Source organism: Mesorhizobium sp. M1A.F.Ca.IN.022.06.1.1 (assembly GCF_003952605.1).
GTDB lineage: Bacteria > Pseudomonadota > Alphaproteobacteria > Rhizobiales > Rhizobiaceae > Mesorhizobium.
In genome coordinates this window covers 4,711,851-4,727,963 of the sequence record NZ_CP034455.1, presented here as the reverse complement: position 1 = coordinate 4,727,963, position 16,113 = coordinate 4,711,851, and the positions used below count along the sequence as shown (strand labels likewise).

Annotated in this window: 18 protein-coding genes; 1 reads left to right on the top strand and 17 read right to left on the bottom strand. The window is 64.2% G+C overall.

Annotation, left to right across the window (positions count from 1 at the left end; genetic code table 11):
- Positions 1-71: 71 nt before the first annotated feature.
- Genes EJ078_RS22570 through EJ078_RS22535 form a run of 8 tightly spaced genes read right to left on the bottom strand, consistent with a single transcriptional unit; the run spans position 72 to position 7,881 of the window.
- Complete coding sequence (locus EJ078_RS22570; RefSeq protein WP_127215455.1) at positions 72-1,823, bottom strand: hypothetical protein; 1,752 nt, start codon at positions 1,821-1,823, stop codon at positions 72-74.
- Between the two features lie 43 nt (positions 1,824-1,866).
- On the bottom strand, positions 1,867-2,325 hold the full coding sequence (locus tag EJ078_RS22565) for a hypothetical protein (RefSeq protein ID WP_127215454.1): 459 nt from the start codon (positions 2,323-2,325) through the stop codon (positions 1,867-1,869).
- An 11-nt stretch (positions 2,326-2,336) separates the two neighbouring features.
- Positions 2,337-3,809, bottom strand: coding sequence for a hypothetical protein (locus EJ078_RS22560; RefSeq protein WP_208720831.1), 1,473 nt, complete (start codon positions 3,807-3,809; stop codon positions 2,337-2,339).
- 10 nt (positions 3,810-3,819) lie between these two features.
- On the bottom strand, positions 3,820-4,569 hold the full coding sequence (locus EJ078_RS22555) for a DUF2612 domain-containing protein (RefSeq protein WP_127214312.1): 750 nt from the start codon (positions 4,567-4,569) through the stop codon (positions 3,820-3,822).
- Between the two features lie 2 nt (positions 4,570-4,571).
- A complete protein-coding gene (locus EJ078_RS22550; protein WP_127214310.1) occupies positions 4,572-6,008 on the bottom strand; it encodes a baseplate J/gp47 family protein in 1,437 nt (478 codons plus the stop codon).
- Between the two features lie 3 nt (positions 6,009-6,011).
- The gene (locus EJ078_RS22545; protein ID WP_127214308.1) at positions 6,012-6,362 is read right to left on the bottom strand and encodes a hypothetical protein; all 351 of its coding nucleotides are present in this window, start codon (positions 6,360-6,362) and stop codon (positions 6,012-6,014) included.
- Complete coding sequence (locus EJ078_RS22540) at positions 6,359-7,021, bottom strand: hypothetical protein (protein ID WP_127403819.1); 663 nt, start codon at positions 7,019-7,021, stop codon at positions 6,359-6,361. Before EJ078_RS22540 ends, EJ078_RS22545 begins: the two co-directional genes overlap by 4 nt.
- Entirely contained in the window at positions 7,018-7,881 is an 864-nt protein-coding gene (locus EJ078_RS22535; protein WP_127403818.1) for a hypothetical protein, read from the bottom strand. Before EJ078_RS22535 ends, EJ078_RS22540 begins: the two co-directional genes overlap by 4 nt.
- Before the next feature lie 35 nt (positions 7,882-7,916).
- On the opposite strand from EJ078_RS22535, the gene EJ078_RS22530 reads away from it, so the two are divergent.
- The gene (locus EJ078_RS22530) at positions 7,917-8,234 is read left to right on the top strand and encodes a hypothetical protein (protein ID WP_127214302.1); all 318 of its coding nucleotides are present in this window, start codon (positions 7,917-7,919) and stop codon (positions 8,232-8,234) included.
- 460 nt (positions 8,235-8,694) lie between these two features.
- Here the strand turns inward: EJ078_RS22530 and EJ078_RS22525 are convergent, their stop codons facing one another.
- The 9 genes from EJ078_RS22525 to EJ078_RS22485 all read right to left on the bottom strand — a co-directional run bounded on the left by EJ078_RS22525 (position 8,695) and on the right by EJ078_RS22485 (position 16,113).
- Entirely contained in the window at positions 8,695-9,009 is a 315-nt protein-coding gene (locus EJ078_RS22525; RefSeq protein WP_127214301.1) for a hypothetical protein, read from the bottom strand.
- A complete protein-coding gene (locus tag EJ078_RS22520) occupies positions 9,009-9,584 on the bottom strand; it encodes a phage baseplate protein (RefSeq protein WP_127214299.1) in 576 nt (191 codons plus the stop codon). Before EJ078_RS22520 ends, EJ078_RS22525 begins: the two co-directional genes overlap by 1 nt.
- Positions 9,584-11,473, bottom strand: a complete 1,890-nt coding sequence (locus EJ078_RS22515) for a phage tail tip lysozyme (protein WP_127403817.1) — start codon at positions 11,471-11,473, stop codon at positions 9,584-9,586. Before EJ078_RS22515 ends, EJ078_RS22520 begins: the two co-directional genes overlap by 1 nt.
- A 276-nt stretch (positions 11,474-11,749) precedes the next feature.
- The gene (locus tag EJ078_RS22510) at positions 11,750-12,259 is read right to left on the bottom strand and encodes a hypothetical protein (RefSeq protein WP_206517783.1); all 510 of its coding nucleotides are present in this window, start codon (positions 12,257-12,259) and stop codon (positions 11,750-11,752) included.
- A gap of 8 nt (positions 12,260-12,267) precedes the next feature.
- The gene (locus EJ078_RS22505; RefSeq protein ID WP_127214295.1) at positions 12,268-12,699 is read right to left on the bottom strand and encodes a hypothetical protein; all 432 of its coding nucleotides are present in this window, start codon (positions 12,697-12,699) and stop codon (positions 12,268-12,270) included.
- A 32-nt stretch (positions 12,700-12,731) separates the two neighbouring features.
- Positions 12,732-14,690, bottom strand: a complete 1,959-nt coding sequence (locus EJ078_RS22500; RefSeq protein ID WP_127214293.1) for a DUF3383 family protein — start codon at positions 14,688-14,690, stop codon at positions 12,732-12,734.
- A gap of 25 nt (positions 14,691-14,715) precedes the next feature.
- A complete protein-coding gene (locus EJ078_RS22495; protein ID WP_127214291.1) occupies positions 14,716-15,447 on the bottom strand; it encodes a hypothetical protein in 732 nt (243 codons plus the stop codon).
- The gene (locus EJ078_RS22490) at positions 15,447-15,719 is read right to left on the bottom strand and encodes a hypothetical protein (protein ID WP_095813917.1); all 273 of its coding nucleotides are present in this window, start codon (positions 15,717-15,719) and stop codon (positions 15,447-15,449) included. The genes EJ078_RS22495 and EJ078_RS22490 overlap by 1 nt, the downstream gene beginning before the upstream one ends.
- A gap of 1 nt (position 15,720) precedes the next feature.
- Complete coding sequence (locus EJ078_RS22485) at positions 15,721-16,113, bottom strand: hypothetical protein (RefSeq protein WP_095825890.1); 393 nt, start codon at positions 16,111-16,113, stop codon at positions 15,721-15,723.

Here is a 16,113-nt window from a genome sequence, read left to right as displayed (position 1 = left end):
TCTTCGGCTTCGTGCTCGGCTGGGTATCGGTACTTCAATTCACTAAGTGGTATCTTATGGGATAGCACTCGTTACAGCCAGGCTCTCACGACCATCTTCCAGTTGGCGTTTGTCAGGCTGACCGACGCACCCGTGCTGAAGTTGAGCGCGGAGAAGACGGGCGGGCTGCTGCTGCCGAACTTGACATTCATGTTGGCGGCGTCGGGTACGATGGTCACGCCCAGGTTTGAAGTCGTGAGGCCCATGGACTCCTTGATCTCCTGGCCGATGCTGTAGCCAAACTCCGCCGTCTGGCAGACAAGAAAAACGTCGTATTCCTTCGGCTTGGCTCCGAGACCATGCGCAAGGGTCAGGGTGCCGCCAACGGTAATCGTCTGCTGCGGGCTCTCGTAGAACTTCTGAAGTTGGCCAGCGGCGAGCGCCGCCGCTACAAAGGCGGTCGTTGCGATCTGCGTCGAGTTCGTGCCGCCGGTGGCGGTCGGCGCGGTCGGCACGCCGGTCAGCGCCGGGGTCACCAGCGTCTTATTGGAGAGCGTCTGCGCCGAGGTCAGGTCAGCGGCGATCGTAGTGTCGATCGCGAACTGCGTGCCCGCGAGGACAAGACCGTTGCCGGCTGTGTACGCACCGACGCCCGCCGTTTGGGCAAACGTGATCGGATCGGTGCCGATGACCGGATTTTCCTTGCCGTTCTGCACAAAGGTCGTAGCGCCGAGCGTCGACCCACCCGTCACGAAGGTCTGGTCGCCAAGGTCGATTTCAGCGCTGAGATTGTAATAGGTCGCACGCGTCAGGACGAAGGGCGCGCCGGCGCTGCCCGTCGCCGTGACCGTGTAGATGCCGTTCTGGAACGTCGGGACCTGGTTCTTGACCAGGATCACGTCATTGAGGTTCGCGGCTACGCCGTCGACCGTCAAAGCACCGTTGGCAGAGGCCGTAAGCGTGGCGCCGACGCCGGAAGCGCCATTCGCATAGGTGGCAGTCGGAAGAGCGGCGGTCGTGGCCAGCCTGCAAGCCGGCAGTGTCGTGGTGGCGAAGATCGCGGCCTGCACATAGGCGGTTGTTGCCACCTTGGTCGAGTTGTCGCCGGGCGTCTGCGTGACGGCGGTCGAGGCCGAGCCGAGGGCAACGGTCGGGCTCGTTGCGAAGACAAGCGGACCGCTGCCGGTCTCGTCGACCATCGCCGCGGCGAGCTGCGCGCTCGTGCCGCCGGCAAGAAAGGCCAACATGTTGGCGGCCAATCCGGAGATGTCGCTGATCGCCGGCTGCGCGAAGGTCGGATTGCCGCTCGTGTCGACGCCGGTACCGAACTGATGTGACGGCGCCGCGGCGGATTTCACGCCGCCCAGGGCCGAGGACTGAGGCGTCGGAAGATCAGCGCCCACCAGATGCCGGAACGCCGGGGCACCAGCCGCAGCACCAGGTGTGGCGAGCACCAGGTTGGCCGCTTGAGATCCAAGCGAAACGCCGCTGTCTGAAAGCGCGGTGCCGCCGGTGTTGGAGAAGACGGGAATGTCGCCCATCACCGTGATCGAAGGCCCGACAATCGTTCCGTTGCCGATCGGGCCTATCGTCTTTCCGCCGACCTGGGCGTAGAGCCCGAAGATCGTCATCCAGATATTGCCGTCGACGGGCTGGCCGGGAGTTGCGCCAGGCGGCACGCTAAAGCCGGCCTGCAGCGACGTCGACGGAACCGTGTTGAGCGGGCCTAGCATCGTGTCGCCGGCGCGGTTGACCGGCGTGTAGCCAAGCGCATCCTGCTTTTGGGCGAACAGCTGAGACCACTGGCCCGGCGTCAGGACGAAGCCATAGGTGAACGGCATCATGGGAACAAATCCGAATGTGTGTGAGGAGCAGCGGCCCGACGGCTCACGAGAGAGCGATCAGCTCGGTCAATCCTTTGGGCGTCGCCGGCCACACGAAAGAGGATGGGTCGGTGGCCTTCGTCGCCGCCTTCGCGGCGGCATCGAGCACGGCCTGTTCCCAGACCTGCGCCGCGTCGAGAACGGCGAGGTCTGCCTTCTGATCGTCCGTCAGGCTACCCTGACGCTCAATGCGCTCGAGAAACGTGTAGTAGGACGCCAGCGAGGCGCGCCTGCCATCGTATGTGGCTTCCAGCTTGCTTTGCGCCAGGCCCGACCATTGAGCGCTGGTGAGGGCCGCTGGAGGCGGCGGCGCCGGCGGCGTGAAGGTCACGCCGTCGAACGCATCGCCGATGTTTGCCGTATCGGACGCCACCGAGAGAGGATCGGCGACCCAATCGACGTCCTGGATCGAAACGGAAATGACAAACCGGCGATCGGTGCTGAGATGTGCAACGCGGATCATTCAGTGCTTCCTCAATCAAATTCGAAGACGACGACAACGCCAGGGCCGCCAGCACCACCCGCACCGCCACCGTCGCCGCCGCCGCCACCCCCGCCGAGAGTGCCCGGACCGCCGGGCACTGCGACGCCGGTCGAAGGCGTCGCGCCGCCGTAGCCGCCACCGCCCCAGAACGAGCCGCCACCGGCACCGCCGTCGTGGCCCGAACCAGGCGAGCCGCCATTGCCCGAGAGCAAAAGGGCACCGGCGGTTCCGACACCCACCGACTGGCCGCCCGCGCCGTATGAGTTGGTGCCGCTGGAAGAACCGCCAGAGCCACCAGTGGCGACGGCAAGGACGCCGAAAGAAGTTGTTCCTCCGGAACCGCCGATGAGATCGGAACCCGATGATGGATTGGGGACGCCACCGGCGCCGATGGTGACGGTCTGCTGGGAGACCGGGCCGAAATATACACCCGTTCCGCCCGCGCTACCGCCGCCACCAGTGAAGCCGTTCGTCGTGGCGTTGCCGCCACCTGCGCCACCGCCGCCCGTGGCGAAAGCGAGCATGCTTTTGGCACCGGCCGTCGGCACGTAGGTTCCGCTGGCGGAGATGACGCGCATGGCCTTCATCGCGCCAGGAAGCACTGCGGCGAGCGCCGCGAGCGTGACCTCGCGGTCCGCACCGTCCGACAACACGTGTAGCGGAAGGCTGTCGCCCAGGGAAAGCGCGCCGGTGGGTGACGGCAAACTCGGGATGTTGAGCGAAAGAACCTGCTGATCGGTCGCGGAAAGTCCCGCGTTTGGGGCCACGGTGACAGCCGGGTTGAGCAGCCGAAACGACGTCGTCGCGTTGTTGAATCCGAGGATGCCGGTGCCACTCGCAGGCCATTGCTTGGCCGTCAGAGGGGTCCCGTCCATGTTGACGATAGGATGGGTGCCGAGCCCATCGATGTTGCCCGTCATCGCGCCGTTGTTGTCGAAGGCCGACTTCTGGATCAGGAAGACCTGGCCGTCGACATAAGCGCTTGGCGCCGGAAGCACGTTGGCCGTGACGACGTTTGCCGAGCCGGAGTCGACACCGACCATGATGTAGGACGAGGTGCCGATATTGACCCAATTCGCGCCGCCCGTATCGGGGTCGGACGTGTTGTCGTCGACGGTGCTGAGCCAGACGACGCCCGCCGTCGCACCGACCAGGACCGCACCGTAGGGATAGCCGCCGATCGCCGTCGAGAAGGCTGCATCATAAGGGACCAGACCGCCCGCATTCTGCCACTGCGACCACTGCGTGATCTGCTTGAGAATGCCGTTCATGTCCTGGCCGAAAGGCGGCACACCGCCCGATCCAACCGGCAGGAAGTTGAGCGGCGGAAAGCCGTCGGTCAGGGACGCCGCGCCATTCACGATCCCGATTTGCGAGGCGAGCGGAATGGCGCGGATATAGCTGGGGCTTGCCGACGCGCCGAACGGAACGGCGAATTTCGTCGGCAGAGCTGAAATCTTCATGGCGAGATCCTTAGGTGATGACGACCGATGCTTTGACGCCAGTCGGCTTCGGCAGGACGCCGGAGTTCTGGACGATCGCGAGTTCGACGGAGGAGAGCTGGAAGGTGAAGGTGTAGGTCATCGTCATCGTCGCGATGAGCGAGCCCGCGTAGAACGATGCCTGGTTGAAGCCGACGCAGTTCAGCGATTCAGCAAAGCCGAACCACGTGCCCGGGTTGTCGCCTTCCGTGACGTAGGCGTTGCCCCTGTTGGGGAATAGGCTCATCAGGATCTGGTTGATCGCGGGGATCGAACCATTGGTGATGTTCGCCGCCGCCTTGGCCAGGATCAGGAGCCGGTAAGCCTCGTCCGACAGCGCGAAGTTCGACGTCAGCGGCGCGCCGGAATAGAACGCGCCATTGCCGAACGGATCAGTGCCCGGGCTCGCCTCCTGGAAGCCGAACCAGTCGCCGGCCGTGACCTGCAGGATGCGATTGACGCCGACGATGCGGCCCCAGACGTCGAGCCCATAGCCCTGCGCCGTGTCGACGTCCCAGATGTAGTCGAAGAACGCGTCGAAGTTGGCGGTCTGGTCGAGATATTCGAAGATGTTGCCGATCAGCCGCGTCAGCGTCGGGGCATTGGCATATTCGCTGATGACCGTGCGCCAGACGTCAAACGGCGGATAGTCGCCAAGCGGGCTGACGCCAATGGAGAACTGACCAAAGCCGTTCGGTATCCCGGGCGGCGGCCTGGGATAGGGAGGGCCTGTGTCTTCCATGATCAGCTCAGCGTTACGATGATGTCATTCGGCGAGATGGTCGGCACCTGGTCGATGTTGACGCCGATGTCGAATCGGTCGGGCACCGCCGCGACCATGCTCTCCAGCGAGACCGTCAGGTTGTTGGAGACGGTGTAAGTGCCAACGCCGCCGGTGCCGGTGCCGAGCGCGGTGATGGTCGTGCCGACTGTCAGCTCTCCCGTGGTGTCGGAAATCACCTTCCCCACCGCCAGCGCTCCGGACGCGACCGCCGACACGGTCAACGTCGTTCCTGCGATCTGGCCGGTGAAGCTTGCAGCCGGGTTGTTGTTCGAGCCGATTTCGATCGAAATGATCTGCGCCCACGAGCCAAGGGCGGCCACAGGTGCGTAGAAGCGGCTCGCGTACAATGTGGTGCCGATCTTGGCGCGCGGCCCACCATCCTCTCCGGCAAACGCTGCCACGATGGCGGCCTGGACTTGCGCCGCCGCGTCCGCCGGCACCAGGTGCGTGTTGACGATGTTGACCGCAAACAGGATCGCCAGCGGATCGGGGATCTCGAAGCTCACCCGATAGGCCGGATACGGCGGAACGTAGCCCGGGCTCTCATCGTAGACCGTGACAGTCGTGTTGCCGTTATAAGCGCAGCCCGGCGCTTTGCGGCTCCAGATCGCGCGGGCGATATCGTCCGCATCGCCACCCACCGCGGCGACATAGATCGAGTTCGGATAGATCGAGACGCCGCCGATCACCTGCACGTCGTTGCTGTCGTTCTCGGTCACGAACGCATCGATGACGTTTGGAACGTCGAGCACCGCGCCGAGCACCGACGGCAGGGAGCCCTGCGAGTTCAGCGCGACCGACGCAGCGCGCCGCGCCTCGAACGCCGACCGGCTCTCGACGTTGTTTCCCAGCACGCCGTCATCCGGGTTCGTGATCGAATCCCAGCCGGGGATGGCTCGGTAAATCTGGTCGAGGCTTCCGGTAGGGCATGGGATCGGGCCGACCACCAGGCACTCGAACGGCAAGGTGACAGTGCCGTCTACGCCGATGACGCCATCCTCAGTGCACAGATACTGGTTGCCATCCTCGGCAAGAGCCAGCGAGCCCGCCGGAATGGCGACGCCCGGCAAGCCATTGCAGAGCGCCTGCACGACCGTCGGCTGGGCCGGGTTTCGCTCGATGAAGTAGATGCGCGCGATGGCATCCTGCATGCGACCGGTCGCATAGGCGGGATCGACCTGGTTGGTGAAATAGAGAAAGGTCGAGTTGACCTCGTCGATCACCGCCGTTTCGCTGCTCGCGAGCTGCCCCTGCGGCGTGTTCAGTGCGGGATTGAGGACGCCGCCGAACGCGCCGTTGATGTCTTCGGTCACGCCGGCCAGCACCTCCGCTGCCGACGGGATCAGGAACCCCGTGTCCGTCCACTGCGGCGGGGGAACGTTGGTAGTGTCGACCATGTGCTAGAAGCCCGCTGCGGTGGTGTTGCCGGCCGCGTCCGTCACCTGCACTTGGCCGGTGACAGTCCGATCGGTCCAGGACTGGATGAAGGTCTGCGCCGAGACCACGCCGGGCACCGTCAGCGCGGCGCGATTGAAGTACGCCTTCATGAGCGAGACCGGCGGTGCCTTGCCCAGGATCTGGTCGAAGTAGGGAATGCCCTGCGTGGTGTCGTAGTAGAGCTCGCCCGCGAACAGCCTGATTGCGCTCGCGGCGTCCTGCGCCAGCGCATAGGGCTCGTCGGCGACGGCGATGTTGCCCGACGCGTCGGCCACCAGGTCCCAGGTGTCGGTGTCGAGAAGGAGCGTCTTCATGTTCCCGGCTCCGGTGGGCCTGACGTGCCGCCGCCGGGCTGGACGTTTGTGTGAAGATGGTTGAGCACGCTGATGTTCTCGCCGCCGGCGCCGGCGATGACGTCGCCCGTCACCCGCAGCTGTGCCGTGGTGATGGTGATCGAGCCGGCCGCGAACTCGATGACCTGGCCGTTCTTGTCGAAGAGCTTGATGCCGCCCTCGGTGAACTGGACGGCCTGGTCCTGGTTGGCCGGATTGGCGATCGCGCCCTGGTAGATGCCGTCCGACATGTTGCCGCGGCGGAAGCTGCCCGGGTTTGATTGGGCTCCGCCGTTGGCTTTCAGGGCCGAGATGTCGCGGTCCGATATCGTCATGTGGCCAATGTCGCCGACCTTCGGATCGTTGATGATGCCGTTGGTGCCGCCCTGGTTGCGCATCGTGGCGATGCCATAGATGACGCCGTGGGGCGTCTGGTTGCCCTGCCCGTCGGTCTGATTGATCAGCGGCATCACATCCACCGTGGGCGGCGCGCCGACGCCGCCACCGTGCACCGCGACGACCTTGACGGGGATGCCCGTGCGCGCCTGCGCCAGCTCCTGGCGGATGAGGAAGCGAAGTCGGTTGATCTTAGCAGTGTCATCCGACGTGGTCTGCTGACCGAAATAACCCTGCCCGCTCATGCCGGCGCCGAGGCATCAACGGCGATGCATTCGAGGAGCATGAACCACTTTCCGTGGGGCATCATTGCCTCCAACTGATACTCGAGGCGGTTGACCTTCCATGTGCCGCTGGCCGGCGTCAGGTCGCTCTGGATTTGCACCTTGCCCTGATACTTCACAGCCGGGTTGTAGAGCGCGCGGACCAGCACGAAGGCCTGCTGGAAGAACGGGTAGCCGACCATGCCGGTCTCTGCCGAAATCAGCACCGTGTCGCTGTTTCGCGCCTTGCCGGGCGGCGTGATTACCATCGTGCCGCGATCGACGCCGACGTCGAAGCCGCCGTCGCGCGCGATCGCCAGCATCTGCGTCCACGCCGTGCCCGGATAGTAGGGATTGGCAAACTTCACCTTGACGCCGGCGTCTTCGAACGCCAGGCCCATCTGCCCCGCTAGAGATTTCATCATCTGCGAGGCATCGCCGGAGCCCTTGATGCTCAGCGGCGGGATCGGCTTTGCGGCATGGAAGACGCCCGGGAGCGAGCTGATCCGAAAGCACACGTCGGGCATCGCCTGCGCGTCGACATAGGCATAAACGATAGTGCCGGTCCACACGACGTTCTGGCCGGTCTCGTCATCTCCAGCGAGCAACGAAATGCCGTTCTTGTACATCTGGAGATACTGTGAACCGACGGTGGATAGCTGGTTCATCAGAGCCAGCGGCAGGCCCCAGATCGAAATTTCCGCTTGCCCCGAGCCTTGCCCGGCGTTGACGATGTTGCAGGCGACGCGCAGCCCGAATACCTCTGCGGTGTTGCCGCCGCCTTCAAACTGACCGTTTGCCAGCTCGAACTCGACCGAAATTCGCTTCTGGCTGAAGGCCATTTTGGGTTACGCCCTGCTTTTGAGGAGATCGGTCGATGAGGCGATATCTGGCGATCGGAATGATCGTGGCGTGCTGCGTGCCGGCTGGCGCCAGCAACACGATGGACAACCTGATGTTGAATGCGACGAACGTCGGCAAATGCTACCGCGACGCCGCGCTCCATTTCAGGGACAAGCTGCATCAGATCACGGTTCTTGGTGACGATGCCGCGGCTGCATTGGTCGAGAATTCTTGCGACGTCGTGGCGTCCGGATACATGCACTTCTGCGAGGAGGCGCACCGCACCGAAGACCAGTGTATCGGCGGCTTGAAGGTTATCGCCGCCGACGTGCTCCAGCACCCGGACAACTAAGCAAAACCCAGAAATTTCGCAGTAAAGCCTCTTGTAACCAAGTCGGTTACAAGTTAGTTTGCTTGGCTATACCAGCCTATACACTTGATAGCGTGGATAGCGGGCCGGAAGGAAGCAGCAACCTCCAACCGACCCTAACCGAAGCGAACCTGATGAGAGGCTCCCCATGGCTACCCAGCGGAATACCACACGCCCCGCAGCGACCTCAATCCCTGCGATGGGAACCTCGATTGATGTGTCGGGCGCTCTGCCGCTAGACCGGCGTCGTAGCAAGGCAATAATGGCCGCTGCCATGCAATACGTGGGCCGAGAGGCTCCTACCGGCGGACACAAGCATGCCGTCGAAGAGGCCATCGCCAACATGATCGGGGCGAGCCAATATCTGGCGCTTCGGCTCGGTGAGGCGAAGGCCCGCGCGGTAGTCTACTCCCTCCTCGCCCTGCGGACCTGACCCAAAATCTTAGCCCTGGCCGGCCGGAAGCTCGCTCGCCGATACGAAGGCGAGGCTGTAACGCGTGCCGAGCCCGGTGTAATACGGGTCGGTGTCGCCCTGGTTGTCGATGAAGATCAGATCGCCGGAGAAGCCGAGATAGAGCGACCGGACGATCCGATTGAGGTTCTGGCAGATCACTCCGCCTATCACGAGCACGTTGTCGACATAGAGGTCGATGAACAGGCCGGTGTTCTTTTGATAAAGGCTGATCTGCGAGACCTGACCGTCCAGCGTCACGCCGACCGCCTGGTTTGGCACCGCCTGCAGTGGGATGATGACCATCAGAAGCCTCCGGCCGGCAGCCCAGACGATGTCTGGAATTGCGCGAGCTGCGCGCTGCTCGCCGGCGCGGTCTGGACAGTGCCGCCATTGACCTGAGAAGCGCCGCTCGGATCCTGGGTGTTCGACATGGCGGCGCTGGCGGCCTGCCGCACTTCGATCAGCCAGATATCGACCGACAGAAGCCCCATCCCCTCATTCGAGCGCCGGCTATAGTCGTAGTGGGTGATGTTGCAGGAGAGGTAGACCGCCTCCGGCGTCACCACGTCATAGAGGTTGGTGTCGCCGGCGACGGCCGCGATCGACGCAAGCATCGCGGCGCGGTTTGCGGCCGATCCGCCGGCGGTGAAGCGCAGCCGAGCATCATAGGGTATCTGGACCTTGTCGTAGCTCTGAAACGCTCCCTGCTCGACCGGGAAGTCCGAGATCGACCATTGCTGGCGATACTGCACCTCCACGATGTTGTCGGCGATGATCACCGGCACACCGCCGAAGTAGATGCCCCATGGCTGCAGGCCGAAGGCGCTCGACAGCAACCCGAAGGCGTCCCGCGTCAGAAGTTCAAGAATGCCGGCCATCACGCCAATCCACTATTTGCCTGCGCGGTGAACAAACGCCGGCTGAGCGCGTCGTTGATGTCTGCCGCAACGCCGTTGGCATCGGTGGCCTGGCTGTGAACCTCGATCTTGCCGATATGGGCCTCGACCGAGCTGTTCGACGTCGTGGCCGTATGCGTGCTGTAAATGTTCGACAGCGCGGCCGATGCGGCGCCAGTGTTGATCGCCTTCATGCCCCGGTAGGTCCGGCCCGTGAAGTTATCCGTCCCGGTCCAGGCGTTGTAGCCTTCGGCGCGTTCATACATCGATGCGGCCGTGGCTCCTTGGGCATCAGTCTTGGCATTGCGCAACGCCCGACCAGACCGGTTCTCAGCCCCATTAATCTCCGACAGCGCGAACTGCAGTTGCGTGTCGAAGTCATTCCAGTTCTTACCCCGCGCCTTGGCAAAGGCCATCAGCGCGCGCTTGCGAGGGGGAGACAGCCACTGGCCTATTCCCACTGCGCCGATGCTGTTGGCCGTGCCAGGGCCGCCGGCGGCCTCGACATTCATCCAGCGGGACACGAGACCGCGCGCGCCCGCATCCGACACGCCGCTGGCCGTGAGCGTCTGATAAGCCTGCGCTTGCCGTTCGGGCGTCCACCAGCCGCGGGTGCCACTCGACGCCCGTTGCGGCCCGCTCGGACCGTCGCTCCCGGCCATGCCGCCGACGAGCGCTCCAGCCTTGCCGGCCGAGCCGCCGGTGGTCCCAGCGCCGAACAAACTGCCGACGCTGCTGACCAGGTTACTCCAGAAGCCGCCTTCGCCTTTCTGATCGGTGACGGTGACGGGAAGCGGATTGCTCTTGGAGACGGACTTGCCATCGACCGTCGTTTCCGGCGCCTTGCGCAGGTGCCGCATAAGGAAGTTGCCGATCGTGCCGTGATCTCCGGCATGAGGATCAGCGCGCAGGTGCGACCCGCCCCATTTGATCGCGGCCGCGCCGGCAAGAAGCATTCCAACGCCCGTTGAAATCGTGCTGAGGAACCCCAGGCCCGCGCGAGTACCGCCTGCGGCGAGCATGCGCATATTGGCGAGAACCCGGAGAAACTTTGCGCCGAGCCACAGGCCGAACAGGATCTCGGTGGCATGGACGATGCCGCCGACCCCGTCGACCACCTCTTTCGCGCCCGTCGCGAAATTCTGCATGCCGGTACCGACGGCGTGCCAGTCGATCTTTTCGAGGAAGTCTATAAACTTCTTGACCGCATCGACGATGCCAGTCCGGATCCAGTCCTGGTTCTTCTCGATCCAGGCCGTCATCTTGTCCGCCGCCTCGACCAGGACCGGGCCGAGCTTGTCGTAGATGGCGTTGGCGAGCGCAATTAGGTGCTGGAGCAATTCGGCCCAGCTTGCTTGCAGCTTCTGCGCGGACTGAATCGCCTCGTTGGTAGGCGACAGGCTCTTTTCCAGCCTGCCCAGATAGTCGTCGATGTTGCGGCCCATCTTGTACATGAGCTGCTCGGTCGCCGGGTCGATGCCCAGCGCCTGCGCGACGTTGTGGGCCGCGCCGGCGTCGATCTGGTGAAGCCTCTGCAAAGCCGCGGCGACATCGGACAGGTAGCGATCGAGCCCATGGTTGGGGTCAATCCGCATGCCGGTCCAGGCTTGCAGCTGCGAGAACTCGCGCGGCAGCGCCTCGCCGTTCTTGTTGAGGTTGTAGAGCTGCTTGTTGACGCGCTCCAAGGTCGACGCTGTGGCGTCGGCCGAGCCGCCGAAACGCTCGGCCGCATGCTCCCAGGCCGCGATGCGCTGGGGCGATTCACCGAGACTCGAGGCGAAGCGGCCAAGCGAGGCGTCTGCATTGGTGAGCTTGCGCACAAACTCGCTGAGCGCCTGGCTGCCCGTGATGACCGCAAAGAGTTCGAGCACGCGCCGCGTGATCAGGTTGACGGTCTCGGCGGCCCTCTTCGAACTTTCCTCGACGTCCTTGCCGCCCTTCCGGAAAGCGTTGACCGTCTTGAGCCAGCTCTCGGACGTCTTCTTCTGCTGATCGGTGAAGTCCTTGGGATCGAGACCGAGCGTGACGATCAGGCTATCAATGACCGTTGGCATTCTCGTCCCTTTTCCTCAGCAGCATCAGGTTGTGGGCATCGACCATCGCCACCTCGAGAAGGTCGTGGACGTCCTCGATCGACAGCCACTCGTCTAGCTCGCGGAGCGAGGTTTTGCCCTTTGAGAGAACCTGACCGATGGCTCGGGTGACGTTGCCGTATTCGAGGAGCTGGACACCGGCGACTGTGTCGAGATCGATTTCGACTGGCCGCCGGCTGTAAAAAAACCGACGTGAAGGTTGATCACCTCCTGCCGCAGTTGGATCAGCGTCGAGATCTCCTCGACGTCGCCCTCGATCAGCGGGCGCTGGATGGCGGGATTACGGGGATCGGGCTTGATGGTGATGCATTCCATCATCTCGTCGAGCAGCGGCTCGGCATCCTCGAAGGCGATCTTGGTGATCGCGCGGATGCCGACGATGGCAATTCCCTGCATGCCCATTGAGGCGAAGTCGTCGGGGAGCTCGACGCCGGAGCGAGCCACGGCGAGGAGCGCGCGCATCGCCCATTTTTCCGCGCGCGTCGCCGGCATCTCTCGGATGTGGAACGTCTTGCCCTGATCACGGCCGTCATCCGCGATCGTGACGTCGATCTCTTTACGCATGGATTACCTCAGTTCGGGACGCTTTGAACGCTCTGCCAGCGGATCGCGAAGCGGCGCGGCTGCAGGATCTTGGCGGCCGCCGGCATCGGCGGCAGGCTCACCAGGAACCCCTTGGTGGAGATGTAGGAGCGCCCGAGCGACGGCAGCGTCGTCGAGCCGTTCGCGGTATAGACGTCCTTGGCCTGGACCTGCGTCGCAGCCCACGTTTCGAAGAAGGCGATCGACGGGGAATCGGCCTGCAACACGAACGTCTGGTTGATCGGGTTGTAGACGAAGCCGCCGGACAGGATGCCATCGACGCCCATGGCGGTCTCGACCTGGTCGACGCTATCCAGGTCGTAGATGTTGTCGGCCGAGAAGCCCTGCAGTTGGAACGGTGTCGGGAAGAGGTTCGCCACCGCAAGCGTAATGACCGCGTTCGCGGCCGTCAGAGACGACATGATCTAGCTCCTTGAAGGGATGGGGTTGCCGCTTACTGGACGAGGGTCGAGGTGAGCTCGATCACCTGAACGGACTCGCCGTCCATGTACCAGAAGTTGATCGGCGGGCTCTGGCGGGCCTGGCGCACCTGCGGAGTTGCGTCCTTGACCTGGAGATACCAGCCTTGCAGCTGGAGGGTGTCGCTCGCCTTGAGGCCGGCCGCCGAGTTGATCTGCGCGATCTGGAGCGCCGACAGCGTCACGCCGGCGCGGATGGCACCGAAGTTGAGCGCCTGGTTGATCGGGTCGAGGCATGCCGCCTTGATCAGCTCATAGCCAGCCGCGTTGTACGGCACCGAGTTGATGTTCTGGAGCAGCTCCATGAGGGCAAGCTGGAGCTGGTTGTTCAGCCAAATCTGATTGACGTAGCTGTCCAGCCATTCGAACTCGCCCGACACCGTGCCGTTCTGGAACTCCAGGAACTGCTGCGCTGCCGTCGCGTAGGCGCCGTAGAAGTTATAGCCGTTGGCGATCAGGTTGCTCGCCACCGTCGCCGTGGTGACGCCAGCCACCAGGCCATCCTGCCCCCGGAATGCGAATGTGATGCGGCCGTTGGTCTGCTGGAAGTCGATCGAGGCTGCCGCGCCGCAGATGAAGGCGGCGATCTGCTCGGGCGTCGTCATGCCACCGGCAGGCTGGTAGATCGCGCAGGTGCCGTCGAGATTGGCGCTCTTGACGATGTTGCCGAAGCTGGACGTCGCATCGTTCCCCTCGGTCGGCGTGATGTCCGTGTCCCATGCGATATAGGCAAAGCGCTTGTTGGTGTTGTTGACCCATTCGGCGAAGGCCAGCTTCTGCGCGTTGTCCGAACCGCCATCGGGATCAAAGATCGTCATGAAGGTCGCCCAATTCTGGGTGATCTGGGTGATCCCGGCCATGAAAGCGGCAGGCGTCGTTCCATCGGCGCCCTGAGAGAGGGTCGCGCCGGTAGCCTGCGTCAGGAAGAGACCGTCCGAGACCGAACCGGTGGCGAAGGCAGCGGAAGAGGCCGCGCCGGCAACGCCAGAGGTGATGACGAAGCCGCCGGCGACCGAGTCGTAGGAGACCTCCAGCGGCGTGGCGGCAGCCGTGATGGTCTCGCTCGCCACCGTCTGGGTCTGGTCGACGAAGTATGTGCCGGTCAGGCCCTCGCCGGTGCCAAGCTGCGTGATGTGCGTGCCGGCTGTGACACCGACCCCGGCCAGCGTCTGGCCGACTGCTAGGGTGCCGGATGCGACGGCGCTGACCGTGAGCGTGCCGTAGGTCGCCGTGATCGCCTCGCTCGGCACCACCTGCTCGATCGAGACCGCATACTCGCCAATGCCGCCCGGCGTGCCCGACAGCTGGGTCGTGATCTGCGTTCCGGCCGAAACGCCAGAGCCGGAAAGGGCCGCGCCGGCGACCAGCGTGCCCGACGTGACGCCGTTCACGTACATGACGCTGCCGGCGATGGACGCAGTCACCGCGGCGGTCGTGGCGGCGATCGCGCCAGTCACGGACGCGGCTTGCGGCAAGCTGGCATTCAGGTCGGTCTGGATCAGCGCCGCGGCGGCCGAGAAGCTGTTCGCGCTCGAAAGGTCGATCGCGTTCGCGGTGCGCACATAGCTGTCGATATCAACCGAGAGCGTGCCGCTCAAAGCCTGGAGCTGCGCCAGCGAAAGCTGATTGGCCTTGCCGCCCCTCAGATAGGCCGCGACCGCGACCGAGGGATACTGCGTGAAGAGGATGGTCGCGGGCTTCTGCGTCGAGTTGTTGAAGCCGTTGAAATAGACGGCCGCGATCTCGGTCTCCTCGGCCGATGCGCCGAAGAAGTTCGAGACCGACACGCCGTCGTTCGGGATCGACAGCACCTGCCCAATCGGGACGCGGGTGTTTTGGGTCAGCACGAGGCCGTTCATCACGAGCGCGTTGCCGCCCGCGTTGAGAACGTTCGGAACGACGTTCACAAGCTGCGAGGCCGGGATGGTCGTCATGGACCAGGTCCTTTCTGTTTGAGGGTCAGGCCGGGAAAGTCGTTTCGACGTTGGCGACGTCGATCACGGCTTGGTCGGCGAATTGCTGTGGCAGGCCAATTGCCTGGTTGGCCTGCAGGTGCACGTCGACGACGTAGCGGGTCTCGTATTGCTGCTCGCCGTTGAAGAACGGGACCTGCTTGGGATCGTCAGCATAGAGCGGCGCGCCATCCATGCCGGCATCCGCGAAATACCGAGTCGCCCGCTCATCGCGGATCAGGGTGGCGATCGTCTGCGCCATGTCGGACGCGCTGCCATCGGACGCGCTGTGCACGTCAAGCTGGATGACGACGTCGGTGGGTTGCACGATGGTCTCGGCACCGCTCGACAGGATCTGCGCTGGCACGGTCTGCGCCGGCGTGATGGTATAGGTTCCGACGCCGCTCGGCATACCGCCGGTCTGCTCGCTGATCACCGTGCCTGCTGTCACCGGCGTTCCGAAGACGCTCGCCCCTACCAGGAGCGCGCCGAAGGAGACCTGAGTGACTGTCATCACCGCATCGGCGATGGAGGCCTCAAAGGCGCAGTCCTGATAGGTGTCGACGTTGGTCGAGAGGCGACCGCGGCGGCTCACCGTCATGGTGACGAAATCGCCAGCCGGCTCCGGGACGCGGTTGTCCTGCGCCGATATCACCTCGACGCCGGCGGGCAGGATTTGCAGCAGAAAGCTGCGCAGGACCGTCTGGATGCCAGACTGGCTGGGGACCGGGCCGCTCATCAGACGCTGGTGCCGATCCCGCGCACCGTGGCCTCGCTGGCGCCGACCGGCTGGCACCAGACCTGGTCGCCGGCGGCGAGCGGGAACGGAACGAAGCTCTGGGAGAGCAGGACGCCGTTCGAGGCACCCTCCGCAGGCTGGCTGTCGGCGATCGCTGCCAGCACGCCGCCTATGCTTGTCACCTGCAACAGAGCCGATGAATAGTTGGCCCCGTCGGCGACCTTAGTCCACTGGCCGGCGGGGCATGGCACCATGAAGGTTCCGTTCGCCATATCAGGCTCCATCCATTTGCAGGGTCACGGCGCACTTGCACCAGTCGGGCCACGACTCGAGCACGAGTGCTACGAGCCAGGTGTCGCCTTCCGGGAAAGTGCCGGCGGGGAAGACAAAGAGATCGCCGCCGACTTGCAGCTCTCGCACCACGCCGAGGGCCGAACCGTTGAGGTAGACGGCGCGGCGCACGCCCTGAATGTTGAGCCCGTCGAGCAGCTGCAGATCGTTGTAGGTAAGCGACTGCGCCTGCAGAGAGACGCTGGGCACGTCGACAAAGCTCGGGGTGCGCGTGCCGTCGGCCGCCGTGGTGTAGCCGCTGGACCGTTTCAGCCTGGCGGTCACGAACGGGTTCACCGTCCCGATCGCCGCCGAGACGATCCCGTGCAGGTTCAT